Source organism: Pseudomonas sp. NFX71 (genome assembly GCF_048079215.1).
GTDB classification, from domain to species: domain Bacteria; phylum Pseudomonadota; class Gammaproteobacteria; order Pseudomonadales; family Pseudomonadaceae; genus Aquipseudomonas; species Aquipseudomonas fluorescens_B.
In genome coordinates this window covers 1,664,140-1,690,138 of sequence record NZ_CP182230.1, presented here as the reverse complement: position 1 = coordinate 1,690,138, position 25,999 = coordinate 1,664,140, and the positions used below count along the sequence as shown (strand labels likewise).

25 protein-coding genes and 1 pseudogene are annotated in these 25,999 nt (G+C 60.7%); 15 read left to right on the top strand and 11 right to left on the bottom strand.

Annotated elements, in window-relative coordinates; all coding sequences use genetic code 11:
• Positions 1 to 8 precede the first annotated feature (8 nt).
• The 3 genes from ACM1ZW_RS07830 to ACM1ZW_RS07820 all read right to left on the bottom strand — a co-directional run bounded on the left by ACM1ZW_RS07830 (position 9) and on the right by ACM1ZW_RS07820 (position 3,939).
• Complete coding sequence (locus ACM1ZW_RS07830; protein WP_416740383.1) at positions 9 to 2,852, bottom strand: class I adenylate cyclase; 2,844 nt, start codon at positions 2,850 to 2,852, stop codon at positions 9 to 11.
• 194 nt (positions 2,853 to 3,046) lie between these two features.
• Complete coding sequence (locus ACM1ZW_RS07825) at positions 3,047 to 3,292, bottom strand: TIGR02647 family protein (RefSeq protein WP_017341435.1); 246 nt, start codon at positions 3,290 to 3,292, stop codon at positions 3,047 to 3,049.
• Positions 3,293 to 3,642: 350 nt separating this feature from the next.
• Positions 3,643 to 3,939, bottom strand: a complete 297-nt coding sequence (locus ACM1ZW_RS07820) for a hypothetical protein (RefSeq protein ID WP_017341434.1) — start codon at positions 3,937 to 3,939, stop codon at positions 3,643 to 3,645.
• A 125-nt stretch (positions 3,940 to 4,064) separates the two neighbouring features.
• Between ACM1ZW_RS07820 and ACM1ZW_RS07815 the strand changes: the two genes are divergently transcribed.
• Complete coding sequence (locus tag ACM1ZW_RS07815) at positions 4,065 to 4,724, top strand: glutathione S-transferase family protein (RefSeq protein WP_416740382.1); 660 nt, start codon at positions 4,065 to 4,067, stop codon at positions 4,722 to 4,724.
• A gap of 129 nt (positions 4,725 to 4,853) precedes the next feature.
• Here ACM1ZW_RS07815 and argH read toward each other — a convergent pair whose 3' ends face one another.
• Positions 4,854 to 6,248, bottom strand: a complete 1,395-nt coding sequence (gene argH, locus ACM1ZW_RS07810) for an argininosuccinate lyase (RefSeq protein ID WP_017341432.1) — start codon at positions 6,246 to 6,248, stop codon at positions 4,854 to 4,856.
• Positions 6,249 to 6,492: 244 nt separating this feature from the next.
• Between argH and ACM1ZW_RS07805 the strand changes: the two are divergent.
• The 8 genes and pseudogenes from ACM1ZW_RS07805 to ACM1ZW_RS07770 form a co-directional block, all read left to right on the top strand.
• Positions 6,493 to 6,699 (top strand): annotated as a pseudogene (locus ACM1ZW_RS07805) (sensor histidine kinase); the annotation flags it as partial.
• A complete protein-coding gene (locus ACM1ZW_RS07800; protein ID WP_017341431.1) occupies positions 6,696 to 7,442 on the top strand; it encodes a LytR/AlgR family response regulator transcription factor in 747 nt (248 codons plus the stop codon). The pseudogene ACM1ZW_RS07805 and the gene ACM1ZW_RS07800, both read left to right, overlap by 4 nt.
• Before the next feature lie 138 nt (positions 7,443 to 7,580).
• The gene (gene hemC / locus ACM1ZW_RS07795; RefSeq protein ID WP_017341430.1) at positions 7,581 to 8,522 is read left to right on the top strand and encodes a hydroxymethylbilane synthase; all 942 of its coding nucleotides are present in this window, start codon (positions 7,581 to 7,583) and stop codon (positions 8,520 to 8,522) included.
• Positions 8,519 to 9,286, top strand: coding sequence for a uroporphyrinogen-III synthase (locus ACM1ZW_RS07790; protein ID WP_017341429.1), 768 nt, complete (start codon positions 8,519 to 8,521; stop codon positions 9,284 to 9,286). The genes hemC and ACM1ZW_RS07790 overlap by 4 nt, the downstream gene beginning before the upstream one ends.
• A 16-nt stretch (positions 9,287 to 9,302) precedes the next feature.
• A complete protein-coding gene (locus ACM1ZW_RS07785; protein WP_017341428.1) occupies positions 9,303 to 10,457 on the top strand; it encodes a uroporphyrinogen-III C-methyltransferase in 1,155 nt (384 codons plus the stop codon).
• Positions 10,454 to 11,692 (top strand): heme biosynthesis protein HemY, encoded by a 1,239-nt coding sequence (locus ACM1ZW_RS07780; protein ID WP_414877940.1) that lies wholly within the window; start codon positions 10,454 to 10,456, stop codon positions 11,690 to 11,692. The genes ACM1ZW_RS07785 and ACM1ZW_RS07780 overlap by 4 nt, the downstream gene beginning before the upstream one ends.
• A gap of 298 nt (positions 11,693 to 11,990) precedes the next feature.
• The gene (locus ACM1ZW_RS07775) at positions 11,991 to 12,542 is read left to right on the top strand and encodes a disulfide bond formation protein B (RefSeq protein WP_414877939.1); all 552 of its coding nucleotides are present in this window, start codon (positions 11,991 to 11,993) and stop codon (positions 12,540 to 12,542) included.
• A gap of 178 nt (positions 12,543 to 12,720) precedes the next feature.
• Positions 12,721 to 13,179, top strand: a complete 459-nt coding sequence (locus tag ACM1ZW_RS07770) for an Rsd/AlgQ family anti-sigma factor (protein ID WP_007899333.1) — start codon at positions 12,721 to 12,723, stop codon at positions 13,177 to 13,179.
• A 65-nt stretch (positions 13,180 to 13,244) separates the two neighbouring features.
• On the opposite strand, the gene ACM1ZW_RS07765 is transcribed toward ACM1ZW_RS07770, so the two are convergent.
• Positions 13,245 to 13,910, bottom strand: a complete 666-nt coding sequence (locus tag ACM1ZW_RS07765; protein WP_416740381.1) for an FKBP-type peptidyl-prolyl cis-trans isomerase — start codon at positions 13,908 to 13,910, stop codon at positions 13,245 to 13,247.
• A 192-nt stretch (positions 13,911 to 14,102) separates the two neighbouring features.
• Between ACM1ZW_RS07765 and ACM1ZW_RS07760 the strand changes: the two genes are divergently transcribed.
• Positions 14,103 to 15,272 carry an AlgP family protein gene (locus tag ACM1ZW_RS07760; protein ID WP_416740380.1) on the top strand — a complete coding sequence of 390 codons (1,170 nt, stop codon included), beginning with the start codon at positions 14,103 to 14,105 and terminating at the stop codon, positions 15,270 to 15,272.
• On the opposite strand, the gene ACM1ZW_RS07755 is transcribed toward ACM1ZW_RS07760, so the two are convergent.
• Positions 15,269 to 15,733 (bottom strand): TIGR02444 family protein, encoded by a 465-nt coding sequence (locus tag ACM1ZW_RS07755; RefSeq protein ID WP_416740379.1) that lies wholly within the window; start codon positions 15,731 to 15,733, stop codon positions 15,269 to 15,271. The genes ACM1ZW_RS07760 and ACM1ZW_RS07755 overlap by 4 nt on opposite strands.
• A 50-nt stretch (positions 15,734 to 15,783) precedes the next feature.
• Here ACM1ZW_RS07755 and ACM1ZW_RS07750 point away from each other — a divergent pair, with 50 nt between their 5' ends.
• From ACM1ZW_RS07750 to rhtB, 3 genes are all read left to right on the top strand, one after another.
• A complete protein-coding gene (locus ACM1ZW_RS07750) occupies positions 15,784 to 17,694 on the top strand; it encodes an ATP-binding cassette domain-containing protein (protein ID WP_017341422.1) in 1,911 nt (636 codons plus the stop codon).
• Positions 17,694 to 18,275: a mechanosensitive ion channel family protein gene (locus ACM1ZW_RS07745; protein ID WP_017341421.1), complete on the top strand. Its 582-nt coding sequence runs from the start codon at positions 17,694 to 17,696 to the stop codon at positions 18,273 to 18,275. Before ACM1ZW_RS07750 ends, ACM1ZW_RS07745 begins: the two co-directional genes overlap by 1 nt.
• A 142-nt stretch (positions 18,276 to 18,417) precedes the next feature.
• Positions 18,418 to 19,050, top strand: a complete 633-nt coding sequence (gene rhtB / locus ACM1ZW_RS07740) for a homoserine/homoserine lactone efflux protein (RefSeq protein ID WP_017341420.1) — start codon at positions 18,418 to 18,420, stop codon at positions 19,048 to 19,050.
• Between the two features lie 157 nt (positions 19,051 to 19,207).
• On the opposite strand, the gene ACM1ZW_RS07735 is transcribed toward rhtB, so the two are convergent.
• The 4 genes from ACM1ZW_RS07735 to ACM1ZW_RS07720 are packed head-to-tail and all read right to left on the bottom strand — an operon-like array spanning position 19,208 to position 22,360.
• On the bottom strand, positions 19,208 to 19,951 hold the full coding sequence (locus ACM1ZW_RS07735; protein WP_017341419.1) for a hypothetical protein: 744 nt from the start codon (positions 19,949 to 19,951) through the stop codon (positions 19,208 to 19,210).
• A 3-nt stretch (positions 19,952 to 19,954) separates the two neighbouring features.
• Positions 19,955 to 20,542, bottom strand: a complete 588-nt coding sequence (gene lpoB / locus ACM1ZW_RS07730) for a penicillin-binding protein activator LpoB (protein ID WP_017341418.1) — start codon at positions 20,540 to 20,542, stop codon at positions 19,955 to 19,957.
• Positions 20,543 to 20,575: 33 nt separating this feature from the next.
• Positions 20,576 to 20,947 carry a YcfL family protein gene (locus tag ACM1ZW_RS07725; RefSeq protein WP_017341417.1) on the bottom strand — a complete coding sequence of 124 codons (372 nt, stop codon included), beginning with the start codon at positions 20,945 to 20,947 and terminating at the stop codon, positions 20,576 to 20,578.
• A gap of 15 nt (positions 20,948 to 20,962) precedes the next feature.
• On the bottom strand, positions 20,963 to 22,360 hold the full coding sequence (locus tag ACM1ZW_RS07720) for a COG3014 family protein (protein ID WP_017341416.1): 1,398 nt from the start codon (positions 22,358 to 22,360) through the stop codon (positions 20,963 to 20,965).
• A 313-nt stretch (positions 22,361 to 22,673) separates the two neighbouring features.
• Here ACM1ZW_RS07720 and ACM1ZW_RS07715 point away from each other — a divergent pair, with 313 nt between their 5' ends.
• Positions 22,674 to 24,572, top strand: a complete 1,899-nt coding sequence (locus ACM1ZW_RS07715; protein WP_416740378.1) for an FTR1 family protein — start codon at positions 22,674 to 22,676, stop codon at positions 24,570 to 24,572.
• Positions 24,573 to 24,677: 105 nt separating this feature from the next.
• Entirely contained in the window at positions 24,678 to 25,133 is a 456-nt protein-coding gene (locus tag ACM1ZW_RS07710) for a YaiI/YqxD family protein (RefSeq protein ID WP_017341414.1), read from the top strand.
• Between the two features lie 108 nt (positions 25,134 to 25,241).
• Here ACM1ZW_RS07710 and elbB read toward each other — a convergent pair whose 3' ends face one another.
• Positions 25,242 to 25,910 carry an isoprenoid biosynthesis glyoxalase ElbB gene (gene elbB, locus ACM1ZW_RS07705; protein ID WP_017341413.1) on the bottom strand — a complete coding sequence of 223 codons (669 nt, stop codon included), beginning with the start codon at positions 25,908 to 25,910 and terminating at the stop codon, positions 25,242 to 25,244.
• Positions 25,911 to 25,999: the final 89 nt, after the last annotated feature.

The following is a 25,999-nucleotide window of genomic DNA, read 5'->3' as shown; positions in this document are numbered from 1 at the left end:
GCTTTTCTTCAGACCAACTCGAGCGCGTCGTTCAGTGCGCGCTCCAGATCGGCCTTGTAGCGCAAATACAAATTGCTTGAACTCTGACCATCACCGAGCAGGCCCGAGAGGTCCAGGTCGGTGATGTAGCAGCGATAGCGTTCGGTCTCGCGGCGCTGTTCGACAATTTCCCGGGCGACCACACTGAACAGTTGCTCGCCATGCTCCAGCTCTGAAAATTCCCGCTGATTGCAATACAACGTGACGTGCACTTCGCCCGGTGCGGCTTTGCCGACGATTGCCTGCACGTCGTAGAACGGTTTGTTGACCGGGGTTTGCGGTGGGTTTTTGGGCTCGACCCGGCGGGCTCGCCCAGGGCCGGATGGCAATAGTTGGTAATACAGCGTGTCCAGGCTCAATGGCTGGGCAGCGTCCATCGGCAGCAAGGCATCGCGCCGGTACTGGATCGATTGCAGGAAGCGTTGCAACGGCACCAGCAGGCTTTGTTCGTCGTGATAGGGCAAACACTGCTGCCACAAGGCGTTGAATTCATCCATCACGTACAGATCGGCCTGGTTGTCGTGAATCCGGTAGAACACCTGAATACAGTCTGGCTGGCCCATGGGCAGAATCAGCGCCAGGTCCTGATCTTCCAGCGCCATCGGGTCCAGGTGCAGCGGGCTGTAGCTTGCCAGTTCTTCGCCCAGGTAATCGAACAGTGCCGGCAGGGTGGCGAGGGCGACGTGATTGACCTGCCCTGGCACCAGTTCCAGCACGTGGTAATGCTGCTGGACCTGAATCAGGTAGCGATGATTGAGTTTGCTCAGCAGCAGGTTCTGCGCGGTGTCGATCACTTCTTCGACCCGCTGCGCGATAAATTGCGCGCGGTTATGGCAGAAGCAACGCACGCGCAATTTTGGCTGTCGCGGTCCGCTTGGCAGGTTATTGAGGTAATCGCGCAGGCAGTCGAGCAGGGCGTGAGGGCCGTCAAAGCGATTGACCAGCACTTCATTCCAGCTGTTGAGCGTGACCTGATCGAGGGTCAGTACCAGGTTTTCCCGAACCCCGGCGTAACTCAGGGAGTCGGTGCGCTCGGTGGTCATCAGAATGTTCAGGTCGCGGTGATGCTTGAGCGGGTCAACACCGACGTTCACCAGAATCAGCACCTCGGTCGGCACGCTGGCGCGCAACAAGGGTTCTTCGGCGACGGTGGGCAGCGGCAGGGCGATGCTCTGTTGCAGGCTGCCGAGCAGGTTGAACAGTTCGAACTCGCTCAGGTCGCTCTCGCCGGGATGCAACGCCAGTCGGGTGCTGCTGTCGATGACGCCGTTGCGATGGCACCAGGTCAGCAGTTCCAGCAGTTGACGGCTGCGCTTGATCGGCGCGAAGTGCTCCCACTCGTGGGCGGTCAGGCTGCCGTTGTACAAGCCCCACTGGGTTTGCCCCGATTCTTTCTTGTTGGGCGCGTGCACCAGGGTCAGTGTGTCTTCGGCCAGGTCCGGGGCGATGCCGGGGTTGATAAATTCGACCTTGTCCGCCTTGCGCTCGAACGCCGCGTACAGGCGCCGGCCCAGCACGTTGAGGTCGCGCTTGTTGATCAGGCTGACGGTTTGTTCGCTGCGGGCGAACTCGGTCAGGAAGCGGTAGCTGTAATTCAGTTCGTTGACCAACGCCCGGCGCTCAGTGCTGACCTGGCGGACTTTCCACTGACTGCGGCTGTCGAGCAGGGCCAGTTGACGATGATCCCAGTGCCACTCGTGGGCCAGGCGTTCAAGCAACGAACGCTGCCAGCTCTGGGTGCGACTGCTGCCGGTGAGTTTGCGGTTGACCTTCAGGTACAGCGCACGGCGCACCAGCTCCAGACGCTCCGGTTCACCACGGGCAGTGAGGTATTCCTCGATGCGCCGGTAGACCACGACGTACGGATCCAGCTCGTCGAGGTCGAGCCGATTGGCGAACACAGCTTGCTTGAATCGCAGGCTCAGGCACTGAACCCTGGGGTGTTCGCTGGCGTAGACCTCGGTCAGCAACAGCTTGAGCACCGACTTGTAGGGGGACTCGATACCCTTGAACAACTGCCAGAGTCCTGCACCGATGAATTCGCCGGGGGGGATGTACGCCAGGTGTCCCAGATCAAGGGTTTCGTCCGCGCGGATAAACCGCTTGGAGAGCAACGCGTGGGTGTAGCGGTCGTAGGCGGCCTCTTCGTAAACCGGCACCAGCCACCAGATCGGCGTGCGTCCGGCCAGCCAGATGGCGGTGCGATAGAACTCGTCCAGCAGCAGGTAGTGCTGGGTGGTGCCGCAGTCTTCCGAACTCAGTTGATTGTCCCGCTCGCCGAGCACGAAGCGCGCCGGGTCGATCAGGAAGAAATGCGCTTCGGCGCCCTGGCTCGCGGCCCAGGTTTCCAGCAACTGGCATTTTTTACGCAGCTCGTTGAGTTCGCTTTCGCTCAAGTCCGGTGCGTGACAGACCCAGACGTCCATGTCGCTCTGATCGGCCTGGGCGAGGGTGCCGAGGCTGCCCATCAGAAACAGGCCGTGAATCGGTCGCGGCGGATTGCTGCCGTGGCGCGGCTTGTAGGAAAACGATCGGGTCAGGCGTTGGGCTTCGGCGAGGGCATTGGCGTCGGGCTCGAAGTTCGATAGCCCGGCGGGCGTGCTGCCCGAAACGTAACCCGGCAACAACGGATGATTGACGTGGAAAAACAGCGGCAGCAGGGTCAATACCCCTTGCTGGCGGGTCGACAGCCCTTCCATGGCGCGGGCCATGCGGCCCTCGTTGAGTTTTAAAAAGCGTGCGCGCAGCTGGCTGAGAACCTTGCGGTCGATCCCCTCGTCCAGATCAGGGCGGATTTCATGGGTGCGGGTCATGTCAGCTCAAACCGGCTCGCAGGGCTCGGACGTGGGAGGTCTCAGAATGAAGGGCAGTTTAGCGCCTCGGTCGCGGGACGTTTAAGCGGATTTTGTTTTTTGACGTCAGATTTTTATCGCTGGGCGACGGCATGCAACGAAGTGTGCCCGCGGAAATCCCGTAGCAGGGGTTTCCGTGGGCGATGCGGTGGTGCTCAGGCGGTTTCCGGGACGCTCAGAATGGTCAGGACGGTTTGTATGTTTTGCGCGGCGTCTCGACCCAGGCTGGTCAGATAACCGCCATCAGGCTGGTCGATCAGTTCTTTTGCGAAGAGGCGTTGAGCGGCAGCAATGGCTTTCGGGGCAGCGGTCTGATGAATTTTCAAACCTTCCTGGGAACTGTCCAGGTTGAAGAGTGCGAGGATTTCCAGTTCGGCAACCAGCTCAGGGGTAAGCGACATAAGGACTCCAGACTTTCTAGGAATTGGACGACAGCGCCCCTAAGGTGATCCCACTCGTGCGGCATGTCCAGTGCTCGCGACAGGGTTTTTCACCTTGGGAGGCATTCCCCGGCGGGTGGTGCGGCAGCGGGGTGCGTACCAGTGTAGTCAGGGGCTGGAGGAAGGCAGGAATGATGGGTGACAAATTGTGTGGGGTGTTGCTGAGGGGAAGCTTGCTGAGGGGGGCTTAACTGTGGCGAGGGAGCTTGCTCCCGCTCGGCTGTGTAGCAGCCGTAAAGCTTTTGGGGCCGCTGCGCGATCCAGCGGGAGCAAGCTCCCTGGCCACAAAAGCCCCATCCGGCAATGAAGGGTTACTTCTTTTCCGGCGGCAATTCTGGCAGGGCACGCAGCGCCGCTTCGTACCATTCGGTGTTGAATGCGCGGTCTTCTTCGAGGATCGCGTCGATTTCCACCGCCAGAACGTGGGCCATCAGGTTGAGGATTTCTTCACGTTCGTAACCCACCAGGGTCAACTTGTTGAAGGTGGCCTTGGCGGCAGGCGGATTGTCGCTTTCGATCTGGTTTTCGATGGCTTCGACCAGGGTGTTTTCGGCGAATTCTTCTTCGTCGATATCGTCCTGGTTGTTGTCGGGGGTTGGCTCGCTCATGGCAGGCTCCTCAAGGAAAGGCGGTCAGTTTACCTGCATTCAGCGCCATGATGCTGCTGGCAAGAAACGCCCTGGCGTTCTATAAAGCAGGCACTGCCCACCCCGCACGGCCTGGAGGCTTTGTAATGCTCAAGCTTTATGGATTTTCCGTCAGTAACTACTACAACATGGTGAAACTGGCGTTGCTGGAGAAAGGTCTGCCGTTCGAAGAAGTACCGTTTTATGCGGGCACGAGCCCCGAGGTATTGGCAATCAGTCCGCGCGGCAAGGTCCCGGTGCTGGGTGTCGAGCAAGGTTTCATCAATGAAACCGCGGTGATTCTCGAATACATCGAGCAGAGCCAGAAAGGTACGCCGCTGCTGCCGGGCGATCCCTTCGAGCGGGCGCAGGTCCTGGCACTGGCCAAGGAAATCGAGCTGTACATCGAGTTGCCGGGGCGCGCCTGTTATGGCGAAGCATTCTTCGGCATGAAGGTGCCGGACGCGATCAAGGACAAGACCAAGGCCGAGTTGCTGCTGGGTTTTGCCTCGCTGGGACGGCACGGCAAGTTTGCCCCTTATGTCGCGGGCGACAGCCTGAGCATTGCAGATCTGTACTTTCTGTACAGCGTGCCGCTGGCCTGTGCGGTAGCGAAGAAGCTGTTCGACCTGGATTTGTTGGCTGAAATGCCAGCGGCCCGGGCACTGCTGGAGCGTTTGGAGCAGAACCCGAACGTGCAGCGGATTGCAGCGGACAAGGAAGCGGCGATGCCAGCGTTCATGGCGATGGTCGCGTCCAAGAAGTAGATTTGTAGCGTCCTTCAGGTCGCTTTCGCGAGCAAGCCCGCTCCCACACTGGATTGATGGTGAACACATACTTTGTGAACACCAGAGACCCAGTGTGGGAGCGGGCTTGCTCGCGAAGCTTTTGGCGGCTTAACGGCTGGCGAGCAACGCCTGACCGCGAGCCACAGCCTTCTTGACCTGCGCTGGCGCAGTCCCGCCGATATGGTCACGGGCGTTCACCGAACCTTCCAGCGTCAGCACGGCGAACACGTCCTGATCGATCTGGTCGCTGAACTTGCGCAGTTCTTCCAGGCTCATTTCCGCCAGGTCCTTGCCGCTTTCCACGCCGTACTTCACGGCATGGCCAACGATCTCGTGGCAATCACGGAACGGCAGGCCACGACGCACCAGGTAGTCGGCCAGGTCGGTGGCGGTGGAGAAACCGCGCAGGGCCGCTTCGCGCATCATCGCGTGCTTGGGTTTGATCGCCGGGATCATGTCGGCAAAAGCCCGCAGCGAGTCGCGCAAGGTGTCGGCGGCGTCGAACAGCGGCTCCTTGTCTTCCTGGTTGTCCTTGTTGTAGGCCAGTGGCTGGCCTTTCATCAGGGTCAGCAGGCCCATCAGCGCGCCGAAGACGCGGCCGGTCTTGCCACGCACCAGTTCCGGCACGTCCGGGTTTTTCTTTTGCGGCATGATCGAGCTTCCGGTGCAGAAGCGGTCCGGCAAATCGATGAACTGGAACTGCGCGCTGGTCCACAGCACCAGCTCTTCGGAGAAACGCGACAAGTGCATCATCGCGATGCTCGCGGCCGAGCAGAACTCGATGGCGAAGTCACGATCGGACACGTTGTCCAGCGAGTTGCCGCCCACGGCATCGAAGCCCAGCAGTTGCGCAGTGTACTCGCGGTCGATCGGGTAAGTGGTGCCCGCCAGTGCGGCGCTGCCCAAAGGCATGCGGTTGGTGCGCTTGCGGCAGTCGACCAGGCGCTCGTAGTCGCGGCTGAGCATTTCGAACCAGGCCAGCATGTGGTGACCGAATGTCACCGGCTGTGCGGTCTGCAGGTGGGTGAAGCCCGGCATGATGCTGCCGGCTTCGCGCTCGGCCTGTTCCAGCAAGCCTTTTTGCAGGCGGGTGATTTCCGCCAGGATCAGGTCGATCTCGTCACGCAGCCACAGGCGGATGTCGGTGGCGACCTGGTCGTTACGGCTGCGGCCGGTGTGCAGCTTTTTACCGGTCACGCCGATGCGGTCGGTCAGGCGCGCCTCGATGTTCATGTGCACGTCTTCGAGGTCGATGCGCCAGTCGAACTGGCCGGCCTCGATTTCACCCTGGATGGTCTTCAGGCCATCGGTGATGCTGTCGCGCTCGGCATCGGTCAGCACGCCGACCTTGGCCAGCATGGTGGCGTGGGCGATCGAGCCCATGATGTCGTGGCGATACAGGCGCTGGTCGAAGGTGACGGAGGCGGTGAAGCGGGCGACGAAGGCGTCGACGGGTTCACTGAAGCGGCCGCCCCAGGACTGATTGGTCTTGTCAGTGCTCATGAATTCGCTCGTATCGGCTGAAGAAAGATGGCGTTGAAAGCTGTCGCGGATAATAACAGGGTTGCCAATCCTGTCGCTGACACTGGTCGATACGTTTTTTTCTCATGTCCCGGCCTATGCTCGAAGCCAGCCTGACCGGAATTGCGCAACGATATTTTTCAATTGAGTAATAACGTCCCGGCAACCGTCTACAGTTGGACAGTAGGATCAGCGCACTTCTCGGCGCTGCAGCGGACTATAAGCAGAGGGGGTGTTCGTATTGTGTATCAGCAAACCCTACGGCGATGCCTCGCCAACCGCCGATTGCCCGGCAAATAAAAATTTAGCGGTCGGACGGGCGGCACTTTTTGGCCCTCGCGCTAGTCTTAGCGTGGATCGCGGTGACGGACGTCACTCCACTTGTCTACGCTATCCTTGTGCGAGACTCACGCAGGAATCCAGCGCAATATGAATGTCCTGATCGTTGATGACGAACCCCTTGCCCGCGAGCGCCTGAGCCGAATGGTCGGCGAACTCGAGGGATACAGTGTCCTGGAGCCCAGCGCCACGAACGGCGAAGAAGCGTTGGCACTGATCGACAGCCACAAGCCGGATATCGTGTTGCTCGATATCCGCATGCCAGGCCTCGACGGCCTGCAAGTGGCTGCACGGTTATGCGAACGTGAAACCCCGCCAGCCGTGGTGTTTTGCACAGGGCCCGATGAATTTGCCGTGGAAGCCTTACAGGCCAGCGCCGTAGGCTATCTGGTGAAACCTGTGCGTACAGAACAATTGCATGAAGCATTGAAAAAAGCCGAGCGGCCCAATCGTGTCCAGCTTGCGGCTTTGACCCGTCCCGCCGCCGAAACCGGTAGCGGCCCTCGCAGCCATATCAGCGCGCGTACCCGCAAGGGTATTGAGCTGATCCCGTTGGGTCAGGTGGTCTACTTTATTGCCGACCATAAATACGTGACCTTGCGCCATGAAGGCGGCGAAGTGCTGCTGGATGAACCGCTCAAGGCCCTTGAAGATGAATTCGGTGACCGATTCGTGCGCATCCACCGCAACGCCCTGGTCGCCCGCGAACGCATCGAGCGCCTGCAACGCACGCCTCTGGGACACTTTCAGCTGTTCCTCAAAGGCCTGAACGGCGACGCCCTGATCGTCAGCCGGCGTCATGTGGCCGGCGTGCGCAAAATGATGCAACAGCTTTAATTCGCCATCCTCAGGCGAATTTATCACCCGATTGCCGGACATCCGGGGCCAGGGAGGCCAGGCAATACCTGATACAAGTCAAAGTGGATTTGGCTGAGCTGTTATTATCCGCCGTATCTATTCAGTACGGATTGATCCATGTCCTCTCGCGAAATCCGCATCGCCACCCGCAAAAGTGCTCTCGCCCTGTGGCAGGCCGAATACGTCAAAGCCCGTCTTGAAGCGGCCCATCCGGGTCTGCTCGTGACGCTGGTGCCCATGGTCAGTCGTGGCGACAAACTGCTGGACTCACCGCTGTCGAAAATCGGCGGCAAGGGTCTGTTCGTCAAGGAACTGGAAACGGCTCTACTGGAGAACGAAGCCGACATCGCCGTGCATTCGATGAAAGACGTGCCGATGGACTTCCCCGAAGGCCTCGGCCTGTTTTGCATCTGCGAGCGAGAAGACCCGCGTGATGCATTCGTCTCCAATACCTACGCCAGCCTGGACGAACTGCCGCAAGGCAGCATTGTCGGCACCTCCAGCCTGCGCCGTCAGGCCCAGTTGTTGACCCGTCGCCCGGACCTGGAAATCCGTTTCCTGCGCGGCAACGTCAACACGCGTCTGGCCAAGCTTGATGCCGGTGAATACGACGCCATCATTCTCGCGGCTGCCGGCCTGATTCGTCTGGGCTTCGAAGATCGAATCACCTCTGCCATCAGCGTCGATGACAGCCTGCCGGCCGGTGGCCAGGGTGCTGTCGGCATCGAATGCCGCTCCGTCGACAGCGAAATCCACGCTTTGCTGGCACCGCTGCACCATCAGGACACCGCCACCCGCGTGACGGCCGAACGTGCGCTCAACAAACATTTGAATGGCGGCTGTCAGGTGCCGATCGCCTGTTACGCCGTGCTGGAAGGCGAGCAGATCTGGTTGCGCGGTCTGGTGGGCGATCCGAGCGGCGGCCTGCTGCTCAGCGCCGAGGCCCGTGCTCCGCGCAGCGATGCCGAGGCCTTGGGTGTGCAAGTGGCCGAAGACCTGCTGAACCAGGGCGCCAATGACATTCTGAAAGCGGTCTACGGCGAGGCAGGTCACGAGTGACGGGCTGGCGCCTGCTGCTGACGCGTCCCGCGGATGAGTCGGCGGCGCTGAGCGAGATTTTGGCCGAAGCGGGGATTTTCAGCAGCAGTTTGCCGCTTTTGGAAATTGAACCGATTCCTGCCTCTGACACAATGCGCGAGGTGATTCAGCATCTGGATCGGTACTGCGCGGTAATCGTGGTCAGCAAGCCGGCCGCCAGAATCGCGGTGGAGCTGGTCAGTCAATACTGGCCGCAACCACCACGCCAGAAGTGGTTCAGCGTGGGCGCCGCGACTGCACGGATTCTCGATGACCACGGATTGGACGTGAGTTTTCCGGCCGAGGGTGATGACAGCGAAGCCTTGCTGGAACTTGCGTCGTTGCGCGAGGCTGTCGCACCGCCCGATCCACGGGTATTGATCATGCGCGGAGAGGGCGGGCGCGAGTTGCTTGCTGAGCGTTTGCGCGAGCTTGGTGCTAGTGTCGAGTATCTGGAGCTGTACCGCCGCGATCTGCCGCAATACCCGCCAGCAGTACTGCCAGAGCGGATCAAGGCGGAACGCTTGAACGGACTGGTGGTCAGCAGTGGACAGGGTTTTGAGCACCTGCATCGATTGGCCGGCGCTGCCTGGCCGCAATTGGCGCGGTTGCCGTTGTTTGTTCCAAGCCCCAGGGTTGCCGAGCTGGCACGTGCCGCCGGAGCCCAAACAGTTGTGGATTGTCGTGGCGCCAGTGCCGCGGCTTTGCTGACGGCGTTACGGGAGCATCCCGAACCCGTTCTCTAATGCAAAGGATGGATACGTGAACGAAACAGCCTTGCCTAAAGATGACGTGAAGCCAGTGCTTGATGCGCCGGTTGAAACTCCGGTTGAAACTGCGCCACCTGCTGCCGAGCAGCGCCGAGGCAATGGGCTGGCAATAGTCGCGTTGCTGTTGGGCGCCGCCGGTGTGGCGGTGGGCGGTTGGGGTGTCTGGCAGGTGCGTCACCTGCAAGCCAATACGCAGCAGCAGTTGAGCCAGGTGCAGGCGTTGAACGATCAGGCGCAAAGCCTGAAGCTGAATGAGCAGCGCCTGAGTGCGCGCCTTGAGCAAATGCCAGCCGCCGAAGAACTGGACGCTCGAAGCCGTCTGGTGATTCAACTGCAAGGCGATCAGCAACGTTTGAATCAACGTCTGGAAACCGTCCTCGGCGCGAGCCGCAAGGACTGGCGTCTGGCCGAGGCCGAACACTTGCTGCGCCTGGCCAGCCTGCGACTTTCGGCGTTGCAGGACATCAGCAGCGCTCAGGCCCTGGTGCAGGGCGCCGACGAAATTCTTCGTGAACAGAACGACCCGGGTTCCTTTGCCGCTCGCGAGCAAGTGGCGAAAACCCTGGTCGCCTTGCGCAGCACCGAACAGCCGGATCGCACTGGCCTTTTCCTGCGCCTGGGGGCGCTGCGCGATCAAGTCATCAACCTCACCGAGCTCGCACCCGAGTACAAGGACCGCGGCGAATCCCTGCTGGGCCTGACCGCCGATGGCGACGGCGCCAGTCGCTGGGCGCAGTGGTGGGATCAGATCTCGCGTTACATCCGCATCGATTTCAACGCTGACAAAAATGTACGTCCATTGCTGGCAGGGCAAAGCCTGAGCCAGGTGCGTCTGGCCCTGAGCCTGGCGCTGGAGCAGGCGCAGTGGGCGGCACTCAACGGTCAGGCTGCGGTTTACACCCAGGCGTTGGCCGAAGCGCGGGACGTGCTCAAAGGCAACTTCAATCCGGACAACCCGCAGAGCAAAGTGATGCTCGAGCAGGTTGGCGAACTGAGCAAGCAGCCGGTTACCGTGGTCACGCCGGATCTGACCGCCACGCTGAGCGCGGTTCAGGGCTATCTCGAGCGACGTAATGTCAACGCCGAGGATTCGATCAAACCCATGGCCAAGCCTGCCGCAAACACTCTGCCGGAGGCCACGCCATGAAGCGCCTCTATGTGATCGTGTTTCTGGTCATCGCCGCTGCCGCCGCTTTGGGGTTGGCGATTGCCGAGCATTCCGGCTACGTGCTGATCGCTTACAAGAGCTTCCGTTTCGAATCGAGCCTGTGGGCAACCCTGGCCCTGGTGGCGGTGTTGTGGCTGGTATTCTGGGGCATCAAGGCGTTGATCGAACTGGTCATGACGTCCAGTGGCGTGGTCAATCCCTGGTCGCGGCGCAACCGCAGCCGTCGGGTGCAAGTGGCGATCGAACACGGTCAGCTGGACTTGGCCGAAGGTCGCTGGGCCAGCGCGCAGCGTCATTTGCATCGCGCCGCCGAAGCCGAGCGCCAGCCACTGCTTTACTACCTCGGCGCTGCTCGCGCTGCCAACGAGCAAGGCCACTACGAGGAAAGCGACAACTTGCTGGAGCGTGCGCTGGAGCGCCAGCCCCAGGCCGAGTTGGCGATCGCCTTGAGTCACGCTCAACTGCAGACCGATCGCGGCGACACCGATGGCGCCCTGGTGACCTTGCAGGCGATGCATGAGCGTCACCCTCATAACGTCCAGACCTTGCGCCAGTTGCAGCGTTTGCATCAACAGCGCGGTGATTGGTCGGCCGTTATTCGCCTGCTGCCGGAGCTGCGCAAGGACAAGGTCCTGCCGCCGGCCGAGCTGGCCGAACTGGAACGCCGGGCCTGGGGGGAAAACCTGTCCCTGGCGGCGCACCGCGAAGAAGACGGAACCGTCGGATTGCAATCGCTCAACCGCGCCTGGCAGCAACTCACTTCGGCACAGCGCCAGGAACCGCAACTGGTGTTGGCGTATGCCGAGCAGCTTCGGCAAATCGGCGCCCAGATCGAGGCCGAAGAGGTCTTGCGAACGGCGCTCAAGCGCAACTACGACAGCCATCTGGCCCGCCTTTACGGACTGGTTCGCGGTAGTGATCCAGCCCGTCAGCTGCAAACCGCCGAGGGCTGGCTGAAGAACCATCCGGCCGACCCGAGTCTGTTGCTGACCCTGGGTCGCCTGTGTTTGCAAAACAGTCTGTGGGGCAAGGCCCGGGACTATCTGGAAAGCAGCCTGCGCGTGCAGCGCAACCCGGAAGCCTGTGCGGAGCTGGCGCGATTGCTGGCACAACTGGGTGACACCGAGCGCAGCAATCAGTTGTTCCAGGAAGGCCTTGGCTTGCTGGATGAGCGTTTGTTGGCAGCGCCGTTGCCGGTGCCTGCAGCCGTCTAAAAGCTAACTGCTGTTGAAGCCTGTGGCGAGGCAGCTTGTTCCCGCCTGATTGCGAAGCAACCCTTTGATTTACCATGGCTGCGCAATCGAACGGGAGCAAGCTCCCTCGCCAAAAAGACGTTAATTCTTACAGTCCTGGTCGGTTGGTAACAAAGTCCTACAGAGGACTACATCTGATCCTCTCAACTCTGTCGGGAATTCCCTACACTTCTGTTGAAGTGTCCCTGCTGACCCGTCTTGTAAGGCTGGCGCGCTTTCCTCTACCGTAACCACTTGTCTCTACTGGTACGGAAAAGCCATGTCGTTGGCCTGCTCACGCTCCTTGTTTTTCATGGTTTTCGTTGCCGACGCCCTGGCCTTGGGCGTTTCCTATTACCTGGAATATGCGGTCGGCCTCCAGCCGTGCGGCATGTGCCTGTTGCAGCGGATGTGTCTGGCGTTACTCACGGGTGTCTGCCTGATGGCTTCGGTGCATGGGCCCGGCCGTTTGGGTTCTTCCCTGTATTGGCTGCTGGGTTTGCTGTGCAGCCTGGCGGGAACAGTGACGGCGTGGCGCCAGGTGTTGCTGCAAGGCGACCCGCTGCAACAGCTGTCAACGTGTTCGCCGGATCTGGCCGATCTGTTCGCAAGCAATCCCTGGGTTTATGTTGTGCAGCAAATGTTCAACGGCACGGCCGACTGTGCACGGATTTCATGGACGCTGTTCGACCTGAGCTTGCCGGAGTGGAGCCTGTTGTTCTTTGTCGCGATGACAATTCTCAGTATTCAGCAGCTGCTACGCGTTGTCTGGATCGCCTGCCGGCGACCGCTCAGCGGCGAGTCGTCGCACCCCGCGCTGGCGGGCGATTAAACACTTGTATGAACTTTATCTCCTGCGTACCTTGAAGCCACAGTCGCGCGGGCATAATCTGGCCCGCACGTGTCATTGGAATTATGTTGCTCGAATGACGCTCTGCCTGGCCGATTCTTGATCTTCAAGTGTGCGACAGGTGTAGGGCAGCATGACCCACAAGGGAAGAGAGATCACCATGCTCGAAAGTTGTCAGAATGCTCAGGAACGCTGGGGTGGAGTGCATCTGCTGATCGATCGCTGGTTGCAGGAGCGTCACGAACTGGTTCGGGCCTATGATGCTCTCGGCGCCAAGCCTGAAGCTCTGGGCGAGAACCGCAAGCCATTGCAGGAATTCTGCGGCGTGCTGGTCGATTACGTGTCTGCCGGGCACTTCGAGATCTACGAACAGCTAACGGGCGAAGCCAAGGCGTTTGGCGACACTCGCGGCCTCGAGTTGGCCGAGACGATCTACCCGCGTATCGACGTCATCACCGAGAAGCTGCTTGCGTTCAACGACCTGTGCGATGCAGGCAAGTGCGTGGCAGAGAAATTCAAGGAGCTGGGTGGCCTGTTGCACGAACGCTTCGAACTGGAAGACTGCCTGATCGAGGTGCTGCACACGGCTCACAAGGAAGAGGATTCGGTTCAAGCCTGAACCCCTTCCGGTAACACCCTCAAAAAAACGGTGCGCTTATGCGCGCCGTTTTTCGTTTGCGTTGTTCAGCCGGTGGCCCCGCGCAATTCGACTTCGAATACCAGCGGCGTGAATGGATCGATCAAGTCGCCGGCACCGTCGGCGCCATAAGCCTGTGCCGATGGAATCACCAATCGCCACTTCGCACCGACCGGCATGTTTTGCAGGGCGCTGCGCCATCCGCTGATCACACTGTCGAGACTGAACCACTGCGGCTGACTGTTCTGATCGAACACGGTGCCGTCGGGAAGTCGACCGATGTACAGGACCTGGACCTTGCCATTCGGGCCGGCTTTCGCGCCGGTGCCTGGCACCAACTCCGTCAGCAATACTCCATCGGCCAGTTCACGAACACCGGGTTTGGCTTTTTCTTCCGCGAGAAAACGTTTTTCTTTTTCGAGGGCGACTTCGCTCTGCGGCTCACTCTGTTGCAAGGCAACCTGCGCTTCATGCTCGGCCAGAATCTGTTCGATCTGCTCGTCTTTCAGGGCCAGCGGTTTGCCTCGATAGGCTTGCTGCAATCCTTCGACCAGTGCCTGAAGTTGCAGATCGGGAACCTCCTGGCGCAGACGCTCACCGAGGCTTGCGCCCAGGCTGTACGCGAGATCGTGAGCTTCATTTTCGGTGGTTTTTTCGGCGGCCTGAGCCACGGAAAAAAACACGCACAGCGATAAAAAAAGGTAGCGCGACATCGGCACTCTCCGACCTGAGATGCGGCAGATTATGCCAGTGTGAATGCGTGCGACAGTGAACTTGTTTTACGCAAGCCCGGAAGATTTTCGATCCGTTGCAACGCAGCGCTTTCGATACTGTCAACATGCCCTAGCGGCGGTAGCAGCAGAGGTCTAGTATGAGCCGCACCCACGTCAGCCAGGAGGTAAACCATGTCGGCCACCAAGAAGCCTGTAAATACCCCGTTGCACTTACTCCAACAACTCTCGGGCAGCTTGCTCGAGCATTTGGAAACCGCTTGTTCACAAGCCTTGGCTGATGCTGAAAAATTGCTCGCCAAACTGGAAAAGCAGCGCGGAAAAGCGCAGGAGAAATTGCACAAATCCCGCACCAAATTGCAGGACGCTGCGGCGGCCGGCAAGGCCAAGGCACAAGCCAAGGCGAAGGACGGAGTGAAGCAACTCGAAGACTTGCTCGACTCCCTCAAGGATCGTCAGTCCGAGACCCGCACCTACATTCTGCAACTCAAGCGCGATGCTCAAGAAAGCCTGAAACTGGCCCAGGGCGTCGGTCGTGTACAAGAGGCTGTCGGCAAGGCGTTGTCCCTGCGTTCGGCCAAGCCTGCTGCGGCCCCTGCCAAGAAAGCCGCGGCCAAACCGGCTGCTGCAAAGGCACCGGCCAAGCCTGCTGCAAAGGCTCCGGTGAAAGCCGCAGCAAAAACCGCCGCTAAACCGGCTGCGAAAAAAACGGTCGCTGCCAGCGCTGCAAAACCGGCAGCGAAAACAGCCGCTGCCAAACCTGCCGCCAAGCCAGCCACTGCCAAAACTGCAGCCGCTAAACCGGCTGCAAGAACCGCGGCGGTAAAACCTGCTGCAGCGAAAACTGCGGCGGCTAAACCGGCTGCAAGAACCGCCGCTGCCAAACCTGCTGCGGCGAAAACCGCGGCCGCTAAACCGGCTGCAAGAACCGCTGCTGCCAAACCTGCTACGGCGAAAACGACAGCTGCCAAACCAGCCGCCAAAACCGCCGCCGCGAAACCTGCTGCCAAGCCTGCCGCAAAACCAGTAGCGGCAAAAACCGCTGCCAAGCCAGCCGCTAAACCGGCTGCTAAATCGGCGGCAAAACCAGCTGTAAAAACTGCTGCTGCCAAGCCAGCCGCCGCCAAACCAGCGACAGCCGCAAAACCAGCCGCTGCCAAACCAGCGGTGAAAAAACCGGCCGCCGTTGCCAAGCCAACCCCGGCTCCTGCTGCCAAACCAGCGACGCCAGCGCCATCCGCTTCGGCCGCTCCTGCACCAGCAGCCTCTACCTCGACAGCCACCACTGCGCCAACGCCAGTAGCGCCGTCGAGCACCAGCACCACCCCAACCAGCGCTTCCTAAGTGCCGGTTACCGCGGCGCGCAGCTGATGCAGCGCGTCGCGGTCCAGGTGTGCGGCGTCCGCCGCCACACCCTCCAGCCAGGCCGATAAATCGGTCGCCTCATCCTGCGGCCAACTTTGCGCCGATCGCTCCAGTCGCAACAACAGATGCCGTTCGGCTTCCAGCTCCAGCACTTTCACTTGTTCGCGTAACGCATCCAGTTCGGCATCTTCAGTCGCGATGGCTTTCCATTGCAGGCGCAAGGCGCGCAGCGGTCGAACGACTTCCGTGTCCCAAGGTTCGGCCACGTTTCGCAGCTGCTGCAATCGTTGCCCGTTGCAGGCGACTCCGCGCTGTCCGAGCCACAGGCCACACAACAACAGGCACACATTCACCCCCGCCGACTGCAAAGTCAGGCACGCGGCTTCAACGCCGGGACGGGCGTAAGTGCCAAGGGAAAAGCTCCACAGGTCAGAGGACATAGTGCTACTCGCGCCAGTTGCGAGCGAAGCTGGTAGACTCCGCCGCCATTATGATTCGACTTCAGAACCTGACTTTACAGCGTGGCCCGCAACGTCTGCTAGAAGACGCCGAGCTGACCCTGCACGCCGGCCACAAAGCCGGCCTCATCGGTGCCAACGGCGCCGGCAAATCGAGCCTGTTCGCCTTGATTCGGGGCGAGCTGCACCCGGACTCGGGTGACTGCTTCCTGCCGGCCGACTGGCGCATCGCCCACATGCGCCAGGAAATCGAGACGCTCGAACGCCTGGCGGTCGACTACGTGCTCGATGGCGACCTGCGCCTGCGCGAGGTGCAACGTGACCTCGCCGCCGCCGAAGCGGCCCATGACGGTGCCGCTCAGGCCCGCCTGCACTCGGAACTCGACAGCGCCGACGGTTACACCGCCGATGCCCGCGCCCGCAAGCTGCTGGCCGGCCTGGGGTTCACCAACGAGCAGATGGATCGCCAGGTAGGAGATTTCTCTGGTGGCTGGCGGATGCGTCTGAACCTGGCGCAGGCGTTGATGTGCCCCTCGGACCTGTTGCTGCTCGACGAACCGACCAACCACTTGGACCTCGACGCCATCATCTGGCTCGAAGAATGGCTGAAAAGCTATCCCGGTACCTTGCTGCTGATTTCCCACGACCGGGACTTCCTCGACGCCGTGGTCGATCACGTGGCCCACGTCGATCAACGCAAGATCACCCTGTATCGCGGTGGTTACAGCGCTTTCGAGCGTGCCCGCGCCGAGCGTCTGGCCCAGCAACAGCAGGCCTACGAGAAGCAGCAAGCGCAACGTGCGCACATGGAAAGCTACATCGCCCGCTTCAAGGCCCAGGCGACCAAGGCCCGCCAGGCCCAGAGCCGGATCAAGGCGCTGGAGCGGATGGAAGAGTTGTCCGCTGCTCACGTCGATTCGCCGTTCGACTTCGTCTTCCGCGAGTCAACGAAGATTTCCAGCCCGCTGATCGACCTGTCCGATGCCCGTCTGGGCTACGGCGACAAAGCCGTGCTGGAGAAGGTCAAGCTGCAATTGACCCCTGGCGCGCGCATCGGTTTGCTTGGCCCCAACGGCGCCGGTAAATCGACCCTGATCAAAAACCTCGCCGGTGAACTCTCGCCGCTGGCCGGTCGACTGACCCGCGGCGAAAACACCGTCGTCGGTTACTTCGCCCAGCATCAGCTTGATTCCCTGGACTCGAAGGCCAGCCCGTTGCTGCACTTGCAGCGCCTGGCGCCGACGGAGCGCGAACAGACCCTGCGCGACTTCCTCGGCGGCTTCGACTTCCGCGGTGCGCGTATCGACGAGCCGGTGCTGAATTTCTCCGGTGGCGAGAAAGCTCGCCTGGCCCTGGCGTTGATCGCCTGGGAGCGACCGAACCTGCTGCTGCTCGACGAGCCGACCAACCACCTGGACCTGGAAATGCGCCTGGCGCTGACCATGGCCCTGCAGGAGTTCAGTGGTGCAGTGCTGGTGGTCTCCCACGATCGTCATTTGCTCAAAAGCACCACCGACAACTTCTATCTGGTGGCGGACGGCAAGGTCGAGGAGTTTGACGGTGACCTGGAAGACTATGCCCGCTGGCTGGTCGATTATCGTCAGCGCAATGCCCCGGTCAGCAATACGCCAGTCAATCCGGACAAGACTGACAAGAAAGCCCAGCGTCAGGCCGCCGCCGCATTGCGTCAGCAACTGGCGCCGCACAAGCGCGAGGCTGACAAGCTCGAAGCCGAGCTGGGCAAGCTGCACGAGAAACTGGCGACGATCGACACCCGCCTCGGCGACAGCGACATTTACGAACCGGCGCGCAAGAACGACCTGCGTGATCTGCTGGCTGAGCAAGCCAGGCTGAAGGTGCGCGAAGCCGAGCTGGAAGAAGCCTGGATGGAAGCGCTGGAATTGCTCGAAAGCATGCAGGCGGAGCTGGAGGCGCTGTCCTGATGGAAGCCTTCAAGCTACCGTTGCCGGCGATGTGGGTCGAGCCGATCTGGCTGGTCGTACAAATTCTGTTGATCCTGCTGGCCGGTTATATCGCTCAGCGCGTCGTCGCTAAATGCCTGACTCGATTGGGCGAGCGCTATCCCTTTCCGCCGCAGTTCTTGATGCCGCTGCGCGGCGGTCTGCGCTGGCTGATCATGGGCAGCGCGCTGATTTTCGTGCTGGAGCGCCTGGGCGTGTCGGCCACAGTGCTCTGGACCGCGTTGTCCGGTTTCGTTGCGGTGGCCGCAGTGGCGTTTTTCGCCATGTGGAGCGTGCTCTCCAATCTGCTCTGCGCGATCCTGATTTTTACCGTCGGGCCGTTCCGTATCGGTGACGTGGTCGAGTTGGTGGACACCACTGACAAGCCTGGCGTCAAAGGCCGGGTGGTGGCGATCAATCTGCTCTACACCACGTTGATCGAAGCGGAAGAGCTCGGCACCGGCAGCGCGATGGTGCAGGTGCCTAATAGCCTGTTCTTCCAGCGCTCGGTTCGACGCTGGCGTGGTACGGACGTGTTCTCGTCCGGCGGTTTCGAAAAGTAAGGCGTCCGCTGCCTGGCGCATCGCCTGCGCGAGTCATAAGACGCTGGTCGGTAGCCGCACTATCCTGCAAAAAAAACGGTAGTCATCGGCCCCAAGCCGCATTAGCTTAGACGTCTGTCACGAGTCTGAGTCGAGGTGTGCGATGGAGCTTCAAACATGGCTGGCGTTTTTTGCCGCCTGCTGGGTGATCAGCCTGTCTCCCGGTGCCGGCGCCATTGCGTCGATGTCCAGCGGTCTGCAATACGGTTTCTGGCGCGGTTACTGGAATGCCCTGGGCCTGCAATTGGGCCTGGCGGTGCAGATCGCGATTGTCGGTGCCGGTGTTGGCGCGATTCTCACGGCATCGGCCACTGCGTTTTATGCGATCAAATGGTTCGGCGTGGCGTACCTGGTTTATCTTGCGATCAAGCAATGGCGCGCGCTGCCGAGCGACATGAGTGACGACGCGGCCGTGCGCCAGATCGGCAAGCCGATGGCGCTGGTGTTCCGCGGTTTTCTGGTCAACATCAGCAACCCCAAGGCCCTGGTGTTCATGCTCGCGGTATTGCCGCAGTTCATTGACCCGCATGCGCCGCTGCTGGCTCAGTACCTGATCATCGGCGTGACCATGGTCTGTGTGGATCTGATTGTCATGGCCGGTTACACCGGGTTGGCGTCCAAGGTGCTGCGCTTGTTGCGCACGCCCAAGCAGCAAAAACGCATGAACCGCACCTTTGCCGGGCTGTTTATTGGCGCGGCGGCGTTCATGGCGACGCTGCGCAAAGCCGCGGTTTAAAGCTCGCAACCACAAAAAAGGCGACCTCGCGAGGTCGCCTTTTTAGTTTGTCGCAAACCCATTGCTCGCGCTCAAGTGCGAAGCGCTTGCATGAGGTTGGGACCGCTTCGCAGCCCAGCGGGAGCAAGCTCCCTCGCCACACTGGGGCAGCCGGGATTCAGCGCAAAATCACCGGCGCCGTATCCCGTGGCAAGTTGTTGCGCAACGGGGCTTGCCCCGGCTGCTCGTAACCACCGCCACCGAGTTGTTGGCTCAACTGCCCGGCCACGTCTTCACCCAGCGCCTTGGACACGTCACGAACCACCCGTGGGCGGTTCAGCGAAACCTTGATGTCCCGGCCATTCACCAGTTTGGTGTCCTGACCTTCGCCCATCGCTGTGAACGCCGAGGTGATTTCAAAAGTCCGGGTGTTGATCAGGCTGAAGTCCGCCACCAGGGTCAGGCCCAACACGGCCGAATGGCTGTCGGTGTTGGCCAGCTCGGTCACGTCGCGCGTGAAATCAATGTCCGACACGGTGCCGAACAGCACATAGTCGGCACCCTTGAAGTTGCCGGCCTTGATCCGTTTGATCACGTCATAGACATCACCCTTGGACGAGGCGGTATACGGCGTGCCTTGCACCAGCTGAAACATGCCGGTGCGCAATATCTCGCCCTTGATGTCGCCAGTGAATTTACGCAATTCACCTTGCTCGATGTAGCTGTAGGTGGCCTCGATTTCGTTGTAGCTCGAAGAACCGCTGGCGCTGTAGTAACTCTCGCGGTGATTGCTCTGGGCCGAAACGATGTGGATGTATTGTTCCACTCGCTCCTGATACGCCAGGTCCGTTACCGCGACTTTCGGGGCCGCCTGCGCGCTGAACGCACAAGCCAGGGCCATCATGCCAATCCATGCGCGCATCGATTAACGCTCCGTGGTCTTGCGGATCTCTTTCTCGTCCATCCACTCGGCCAGACCGCTTTCAACGTCGATCAATTGCAGGCTGAATTTGTAGAAGACGTCCTTGTAGTCGCTGCTGCGCTTGACGATGGAGCTGATCGAACCTTCAAGACGGTATTTGGCGGCGATCATGTTGCCGGTCTTGGCCACAGTGGCTTTCTTGTACAGGCCGCTCTGGTTTTGCAGCTTCAGCTGGTCAACCTGGCTTTGCATCGCGGTGTTGTCGCTGGCGAAACGGGCGGTGCCGGACTTCATCAGCTGGGTCTTGATGCTGGTGGTGATTTCACGGGTGTCGATGTATTCGCTGGTCTTGTTCTTCACGTCGTAGACCTGAACCACCGGACGACCTTGCAGAATGCCGGACTGTGCCAGGGAGCGGGTCATGGACTCGGCAATCATCTGCAGGTCGGTGGAGCCGAACTCGTTGGTCACGGTTTCCACGGCCTTGGTGTCGCCGTAGCTGATGTTTTTGCTGCCCAGGGTAGGCGAGGTATTGGCGCAACCGCTGGCCAGCAGGGCGATAACGGCGATGAACGAAAAACGTGCAAACATGGGAATGCTCTCTAAAACTGATCGAATAGGGTGTTAAGGCGTTTTGATTTCGAGGCGGAAATCCACGGCTTTGGCGGTGGGCGCGATGGCCTGGATGAAACTGGTCTGCTCGCCGTACATCATCTGGCTTTTCCAGGTTTCTTCTTCGGCAATCGGGAAGCCTTCTGGGCCGAGCCAGGCAAAGCGGTAGTAGAAGGTCTTGTTGTTGAAGCTGGTGTTGCTCAGCTGCACATTGACCGTCATGAAGCCGTTTTCCCGGGCGACGCGCATGGCGCCCACCACAATGTTCTTCAACTTGCCCATGGCCACGACTTTGCTGGCGGCGCTGCCTGGCTCAGGTGGCGGCGGTGTGGCGCAACCGGCCAGCAAGGCCAGGGCGACGACAGCGATGAGTTTGAAACGCATGTAAAGACTCCGTTCTTAAGGTTGTTTGAGGCTGGCCACAGCCGTCGGGGTGCTGCTCGAGACGACGTGAGCCGCCAGGCCGCTGGCAAACACCTGGTTGCCCACGGCACGCAGGCTGATGACCTGATAGCGTTGATCGACGGTGACCTTGACCACCGAACCGCCGACCGCACTTGGCAGCGTGACCTGGTGCTCGCCTTTCTTCAGGCGCAGGCGCACCACCTGGGTGTTGTCCGGCAGCGTGCGCCACGTACGGGTATCGGCACCCTCGAGCACGGCTGAAGTGATACCGACCGCCAGTCCCGCGAGCGGGTTGGTTTCGTTGATTTTCTTCTGCGCGATGCCTTTGGTTACGGCGCGTACGGTGGTGCGCACGATGATGCCCGGCATGTCGTCACGCAGCGCGCGGCGGGACATGGCGGTGATGCTGTTGAGTTGCGTCAGGTTGAGCTGCTGGCCGTCCACGCCGATCTGGGCGAGCGTGGCGGTGGAGGTATCAGGCTTGATGATCGGGAACGACAGCGGGGTGATCACCACATTGCCGCTGATCGGCAGAGGCAGGGGCACGCGGATCGAATCCCGGGCTGGCGCCAGACCGCTTTGCACGACGATCAGGATGTCGCTGTCCTCGTCCTTGGCGTTTTTCTTGTCGAGGTCTTTCAGTGCCTGTTCCAGCAGTGGGGTGTTCGGGCGCAGTTCGGCCGCTTTGCGATAACCCGGCGCGGCCAGGTCTTTTTCACCCAGGGCTTCATAGACGAAGCCGGCCAGGTAATGGCTGAACGCACTCTGGTAGCTGTTTTTCAGGCCGACCACTTCCGGCGCATCGAGGCTGGCGACCGGGTAACCCTGCAGGTCCTTGTATTCGGTCTTGATGCCTTCTTTCTCGGCTTCCTCTTCGCTCTTGAGGTATTCCTTGTCGCGCAGGTCGGCGATCACCGCTTCACGTTCGTGGGTTTTCTTGATCGCGGTGCGCGCGCCGTCGAAGTCATTCACGGCCAGCAGGTTCAGGGCCATTTGCGTGGTCAGCATGACTTTTTCGTAGTCGTAGCCTTCGTAGCGACGGACCTTGTCGTTCACCAGGAAGCTGCCGAACTGAGCGAGGTACTTGCCGGTATCCAGCTTGACCGCGTCTTCCCACTGGCCGACCACCGTATCGGCGCTGGTCCAGGCGTTCTGGCTGCCGGACAAGTCGCCCTTGGCGCGCAGCAGTTCACCTTTCTCGAAGTAATACAGCAGGTCCTTGTCTTCGCCGGTGTTGTTCTTTTCCAGCAGGGTCAGCGCGGCGTCGACATTGCCGGAAGCCAGCTGCTGGTTGGTTTGTGCGAGTTCCGAGTCGTAGTTGCGGAATGCCGAACAGCCGGAGAGCAAAGTGACAGCGCTGAGCGCGATCAAGGTTAAGGCGCGGGAGGCCATAGTACTTCTTCCCTGAATGTATGCAGCCGTGCTTGCTGGTCGGGCTGTTGAGACCTATCGGCGCAGACGGGCGTCCTGCCAATTCCTCATGAGCAGAGGAGCTTGAGTGCCATGTCGATCAATTACAGGCGCGGCATTATAAACAGGGATGGTGGCTACGTAATGGCTTTTTAGTTGCGTTTTTATAGAAAGTGCCATCATCGGGCAGCGACGAAAATCGAGGCTTCATGCGGCGTTTCACACAACAAAGCTTGAGCGAAAGTCATTCGAAGTGAACAATGTGTTACTTCGTATTTCCAATTGAGATTCATTCATGACTGCCCCGTCCCGTTTCCTGGCCTGGCTGGTGTTGCCACTGTTTGCCTTGTGCAGTTCCCATCTGCTGGCCGACACCGTGGAAGGCGCGCCGCAAGCGCTGCATTTGCTCGATTACATCGGTGCGGACTACCCGCAATCGGTACAAGCGGGCAAGGTCATCAATGAATCCGAGTACCGCGAGCAACTGGAATTTACCAAGGTGTTGCAAGGCTTGATCGCCGCCATGCCGGACAAAGCGGAAAAGGCTGGGTTGGAGCAGGGCGTCAGCACGCTGCACAGCGCCATCGCCGCTCGTCAGAACGGCGCAGACGTCGCCCGGCAGGCTCGGCAGCTGGGAGCGAAGCTGGCCGTGGCTTATGAAGTCAGTCAGGCGCCGATCATTACGCCGGACCCGACCCGGGGGGCGCCGCTGTACGCCCAGCATTGTTCGGTCTGCCATGGCGATGCCGGGGCCGGCGATGGCCCGGCCGGTGTCGGTCTGACGCCGCCGCCGGCCAATCTGCGCGATGTCGCGCGCCAGGACCGATTGAGCCTCTACGCGATCTACAACACCTTGGGGATGGGCGTGGAAGGCACCGACATGCCAGCCTTCGCCGATCAGTTGGACGACCGTCAGCGTTGGGACCTCGCCACTTACATCGCCAGTTTCAGTGCTGATCCGGCCGCGGCAACATCCGATAAAACCTACAACATCGCCGACCTCGCCCGTCAGACCCCGGCGGAAGTGCTGGCCGCCGAAGGCCCGCAAGCGGCAGCGACCTTCCGCGCCCAGCGTTCGCAACCGCCGCAGGTCAAGCGTGGCCCGGCGCAATTGCTCGACTACACCGCTGCAACACTGGACAAAAGCGTCGCGGCCTATCGCGCCGGCGATCACGATCAGGCCTATGACCTGTCGGTAGCGGCGTACCTGGAAGGTTTCGAGCTGGTCGAAAGCTCCCTGGACAATGTCGACGCCAACGTGCGCAAAGACACTGAAAAATCCCTGATGGCTTACCGTCAGTCGTTGCAGGACGGCCTGCCGGTGGCCGAGGTCCAGAAACGTCTGGACGCGGCCAAAGCCAGGTTGAAAGAATCTGCCAGCCTGCTCGGCAGTGATGGTTTGAGCTGGTCCCTGAGCTACATTTCCGGTCTGCTGATTCTGTTGCGCGAAGGTCTGGAAGCGATTCTGGTGCTGGCGGCGATCCTTGCGTTCCTGCGCAACACTGGCCAGCAATCGGCGGTGCGCAGTGTCAACGTCGGTTGGGGCCTGGCGCTGGTGGCCGGTCTGGCAACATGGGCGCTGGCGGCGTTTGTGATCGACGTCAGCGGCTCGCAGCGTGAATTGCTGGAAGGCGCGACGGCGTTGTTCGCCGCGGTTATGGTGCTCTGGCTCGGCGTGTGGATGCACGACCGTCGCCACGCAGCGGCCTGGCAGGATTACATCAAGAGCAGCCTGGTGGGCGGCGGGGGACGTTTCGGCTTTGCGACGCTGGCGTTTTTCTCGGTGTATCGCGAGTTGTTTGAGGTGATCCTGTTCTACGAGACCTTGTGGTTGCAGGCGGGACCAGCGGGGCATAACGCGGTATTGGCTGGCGGTGCCACGGCGCTGGTGCTGCTGGTGGGCCTGGCGTGGGTGATCCTGCGGGGCTCGGCGAAACTGCCGCTGTCGCTGTTCTTCAGCATCAATGCCGGGTTGCTGTGCGCACTGTCGGTGGTGTTTGCCGGTCACGGCGTGAAGGCATTGCAGGAAGCCGGTATCTTCGGCACGCGGCCGGTGCCGTTCTTTGAGTTCGACTGGCTGGGCATCCATGCTGATGCGTATTCGCTGAGTGCTCAGGCGGTGGCGATCATTGCGATCATTGTGTTGTATGGGCGTAGCTGGATGGCGGAGAAGCGGCGGGTGTCTGTTTCTTGAAAGCATTCGCTGCGCTCACAATCGCGAGCAGGCTCGCTCCCACAGGATGGCGTATAACCTGTGGGAGCGAGCCTGCTCGCGATTTTTTTGGAGAGGTCAAACCCAATGCGTGTGTGGATCGATGCCGACGCCTGCCCTCGGGCGGCCAAGGATCTGGTGGTTAAGTTCGCCCTCAAGCGTCAGTTCGAAGTGGTGCTGGTGGCGGGGCAGCCGCAGATCAAGCCTGGGTTGGCGCTGGTGAAGCTGATTGTGGTGCCGAGTGGCCCGGATGCGGCGGACGACTATCTGGTGGAGCACGCGGTGCCCGGCGAGCTGGTGATCTGCAGCGACGTGCCACTGGCCGACCGGCTAGTGAAAAAAGGCGTTGCAGCGCTGGACCCGCGGGGCAAGGAGTTCGACGCGCAGAACATGGGTGATCGGCTGGCGGTGCGCAACCTGTTCACCGACTTGCGTGAACAGGGGCAGATGAGCGGCGGGCCGGCACCGTTTGGCGAGCGGGAGAAGCAGGCGTTTGCCAATGCGCTGGACCGGATTCTTACGCGGCTAACGCGCAAGCCCTGAACGGACCCTGTTCCTGTGGCGAGGGAGCTTGCTCCCGCTGGGGTGCGAAGCAGACCCAAAACGAGCGGGAGCAAGCTCCCTCGCCACAAAAGCTCCTTATGCCATCCGTCAGGCGTCGTTTTCGTGGGTCAGTTCGAGGACGCGGTCGACCAGTTTGTTGATGCCGGACGCGGCTTCGCTGATCGATTGCGCCAGCATGTACGCCGGCGTGCTCACCAGTTTGCGCGCCTTGTCTTCAACGATGTCAGTCACCGCGCAGTCCGTGTGGGTCGCGCCCATTTTGTTCATCGCAGCGGCAGTGTCGGTATCGTTGCCGATGGTACAGGTCACGCCCGGCCCATAGATCTTCGCGGCCAGTGCCGGGGAGATGCAGATCAGCCCGACCGGTTTACCCGCTTCGGCAAACGCTTCAGCCAGCGCCAGGACTTCCGGTTGAACGGTGCAGCCGGCGCCTTCGATCGCGAAGTTCGACAGGTTTTTCGCCGCGCCAAAACCACCGGGCACGATCAGCGCGTCGAAGTCTTCGACGTCGGCTTCACGGAGATCCTTGATATTGCCCCGGGCGATCCGCGCCGACTCCACCAGCACATTGCGTGATTCGGGCATCTCTTCGCCAGTCAGGTGGTTGATCACATGCAGCTGTGCGATGTTGGGGGCAAAGCACTGCACCTGAGCGCCACGCTGGTCCAGGCGCAGGAGGGTGATCACACTCTCGTGGATCTCGGCGCCGTCGTAGACGCCACAGCCGGAAAGGATCACTGCAATTTTTTTGCTCATGGGTTTTTCTCCAGATTCATGGCGTTAAATGTCCACTAATTTGTCACTCGTTGCCATAGGGTTAATTCGCGGCTAAACATAGGATCTGT

Coding starts and splice junctions, on each gene's coding strand:
- ACM1ZW_RS07830 (WP_416740383.1), bottom strand. CDS start 2,852: ATGACCCGCACCCATGAAATCCGCCCTGATCTGGACGAGGGGATCGAC.
- ACM1ZW_RS07825 (WP_017341435.1), bottom strand. CDS start 3,292: ATGTCGCTTACCCCTGAGCTGGTTGCCGAACTGGAAATCCTCGCACTC.
- ACM1ZW_RS07820 (WP_017341434.1), bottom strand. CDS start 3,939: ATGAGCGAGCCAACCCCCGACAACAACCAGGACGATATCGACGAAGAA.
- ACM1ZW_RS07815 (WP_416740382.1), top strand. CDS start 4,065: ATGCTCAAGCTTTATGGATTTTCCGTCAGTAACTACTACAACATGGTG.
- argH (WP_017341432.1), bottom strand. CDS start 6,248: ATGAGCACTGACAAGACCAATCAGTCCTGGGGCGGCCGCTTCAGTGAA.
- ACM1ZW_RS07800 (WP_017341431.1), top strand. CDS start 6,696: ATGAATGTCCTGATCGTTGATGACGAACCCCTTGCCCGCGAGCGCCTG.
- hemC (WP_017341430.1), top strand. CDS start 7,581: ATGTCCTCTCGCGAAATCCGCATCGCCACCCGCAAAAGTGCTCTCGCC.
- ACM1ZW_RS07780 (WP_414877940.1), top strand. CDS start 10,454: ATGAAGCGCCTCTATGTGATCGTGTTTCTGGTCATCGCCGCTGCCGCC.
- ACM1ZW_RS07775 (WP_414877939.1), top strand. CDS start 11,991: ATGTCGTTGGCCTGCTCACGCTCCTTGTTTTTCATGGTTTTCGTTGCC.
- ACM1ZW_RS07770 (WP_007899333.1), top strand. CDS start 12,721: ATGCTCGAAAGTTGTCAGAATGCTCAGGAACGCTGGGGTGGAGTGCAT.
- ACM1ZW_RS07765 (WP_416740381.1), bottom strand. CDS start 13,910: ATGTCGCGCTACCTTTTTTTATCGCTGTGCGTGTTTTTTTCCGTGGCT.
- ACM1ZW_RS07760 (WP_416740380.1), top strand. CDS start 14,103: ATGTCGGCCACCAAGAAGCCTGTAAATACCCCGTTGCACTTACTCCAA.
- ACM1ZW_RS07755 (WP_416740379.1), bottom strand. CDS start 15,733: ATGTCCTCTGACCTGTGGAGCTTTTCCCTTGGCACTTACGCCCGTCCC.
- ACM1ZW_RS07750 (WP_017341422.1), top strand. CDS start 15,784: ATGATTCGACTTCAGAACCTGACTTTACAGCGTGGCCCGCAACGTCTG.
- ACM1ZW_RS07745 (WP_017341421.1), top strand. CDS start 17,694: ATGGAAGCCTTCAAGCTACCGTTGCCGGCGATGTGGGTCGAGCCGATC.
- rhtB (WP_017341420.1), top strand. CDS start 18,418: ATGGAGCTTCAAACATGGCTGGCGTTTTTTGCCGCCTGCTGGGTGATC.
- ACM1ZW_RS07735 (WP_017341419.1), bottom strand. CDS start 19,951: ATGCGCGCATGGATTGGCATGATGGCCCTGGCTTGTGCGTTCAGCGCG.
- lpoB (WP_017341418.1), bottom strand. CDS start 20,542: ATGTTTGCACGTTTTTCGTTCATCGCCGTTATCGCCCTGCTGGCCAGC.
- ACM1ZW_RS07725 (WP_017341417.1), bottom strand. CDS start 20,947: ATGCGTTTCAAACTCATCGCTGTCGTCGCCCTGGCCTTGCTGGCCGGT.
- ACM1ZW_RS07720 (WP_017341416.1), bottom strand. CDS start 22,360: ATGGCCTCCCGCGCCTTAACCTTGATCGCGCTCAGCGCTGTCACTTTG.
- ACM1ZW_RS07715 (WP_416740378.1), top strand. CDS start 22,674: ATGACTGCCCCGTCCCGTTTCCTGGCCTGGCTGGTGTTGCCACTGTTT.
- ACM1ZW_RS07710 (WP_017341414.1), top strand. CDS start 24,678: ATGCGTGTGTGGATCGATGCCGACGCCTGCCCTCGGGCGGCCAAGGAT.
- elbB (WP_017341413.1), bottom strand. CDS start 25,910: ATGAGCAAAAAAATTGCAGTGATCCTTTCCGGCTGTGGCGTCTACGAC.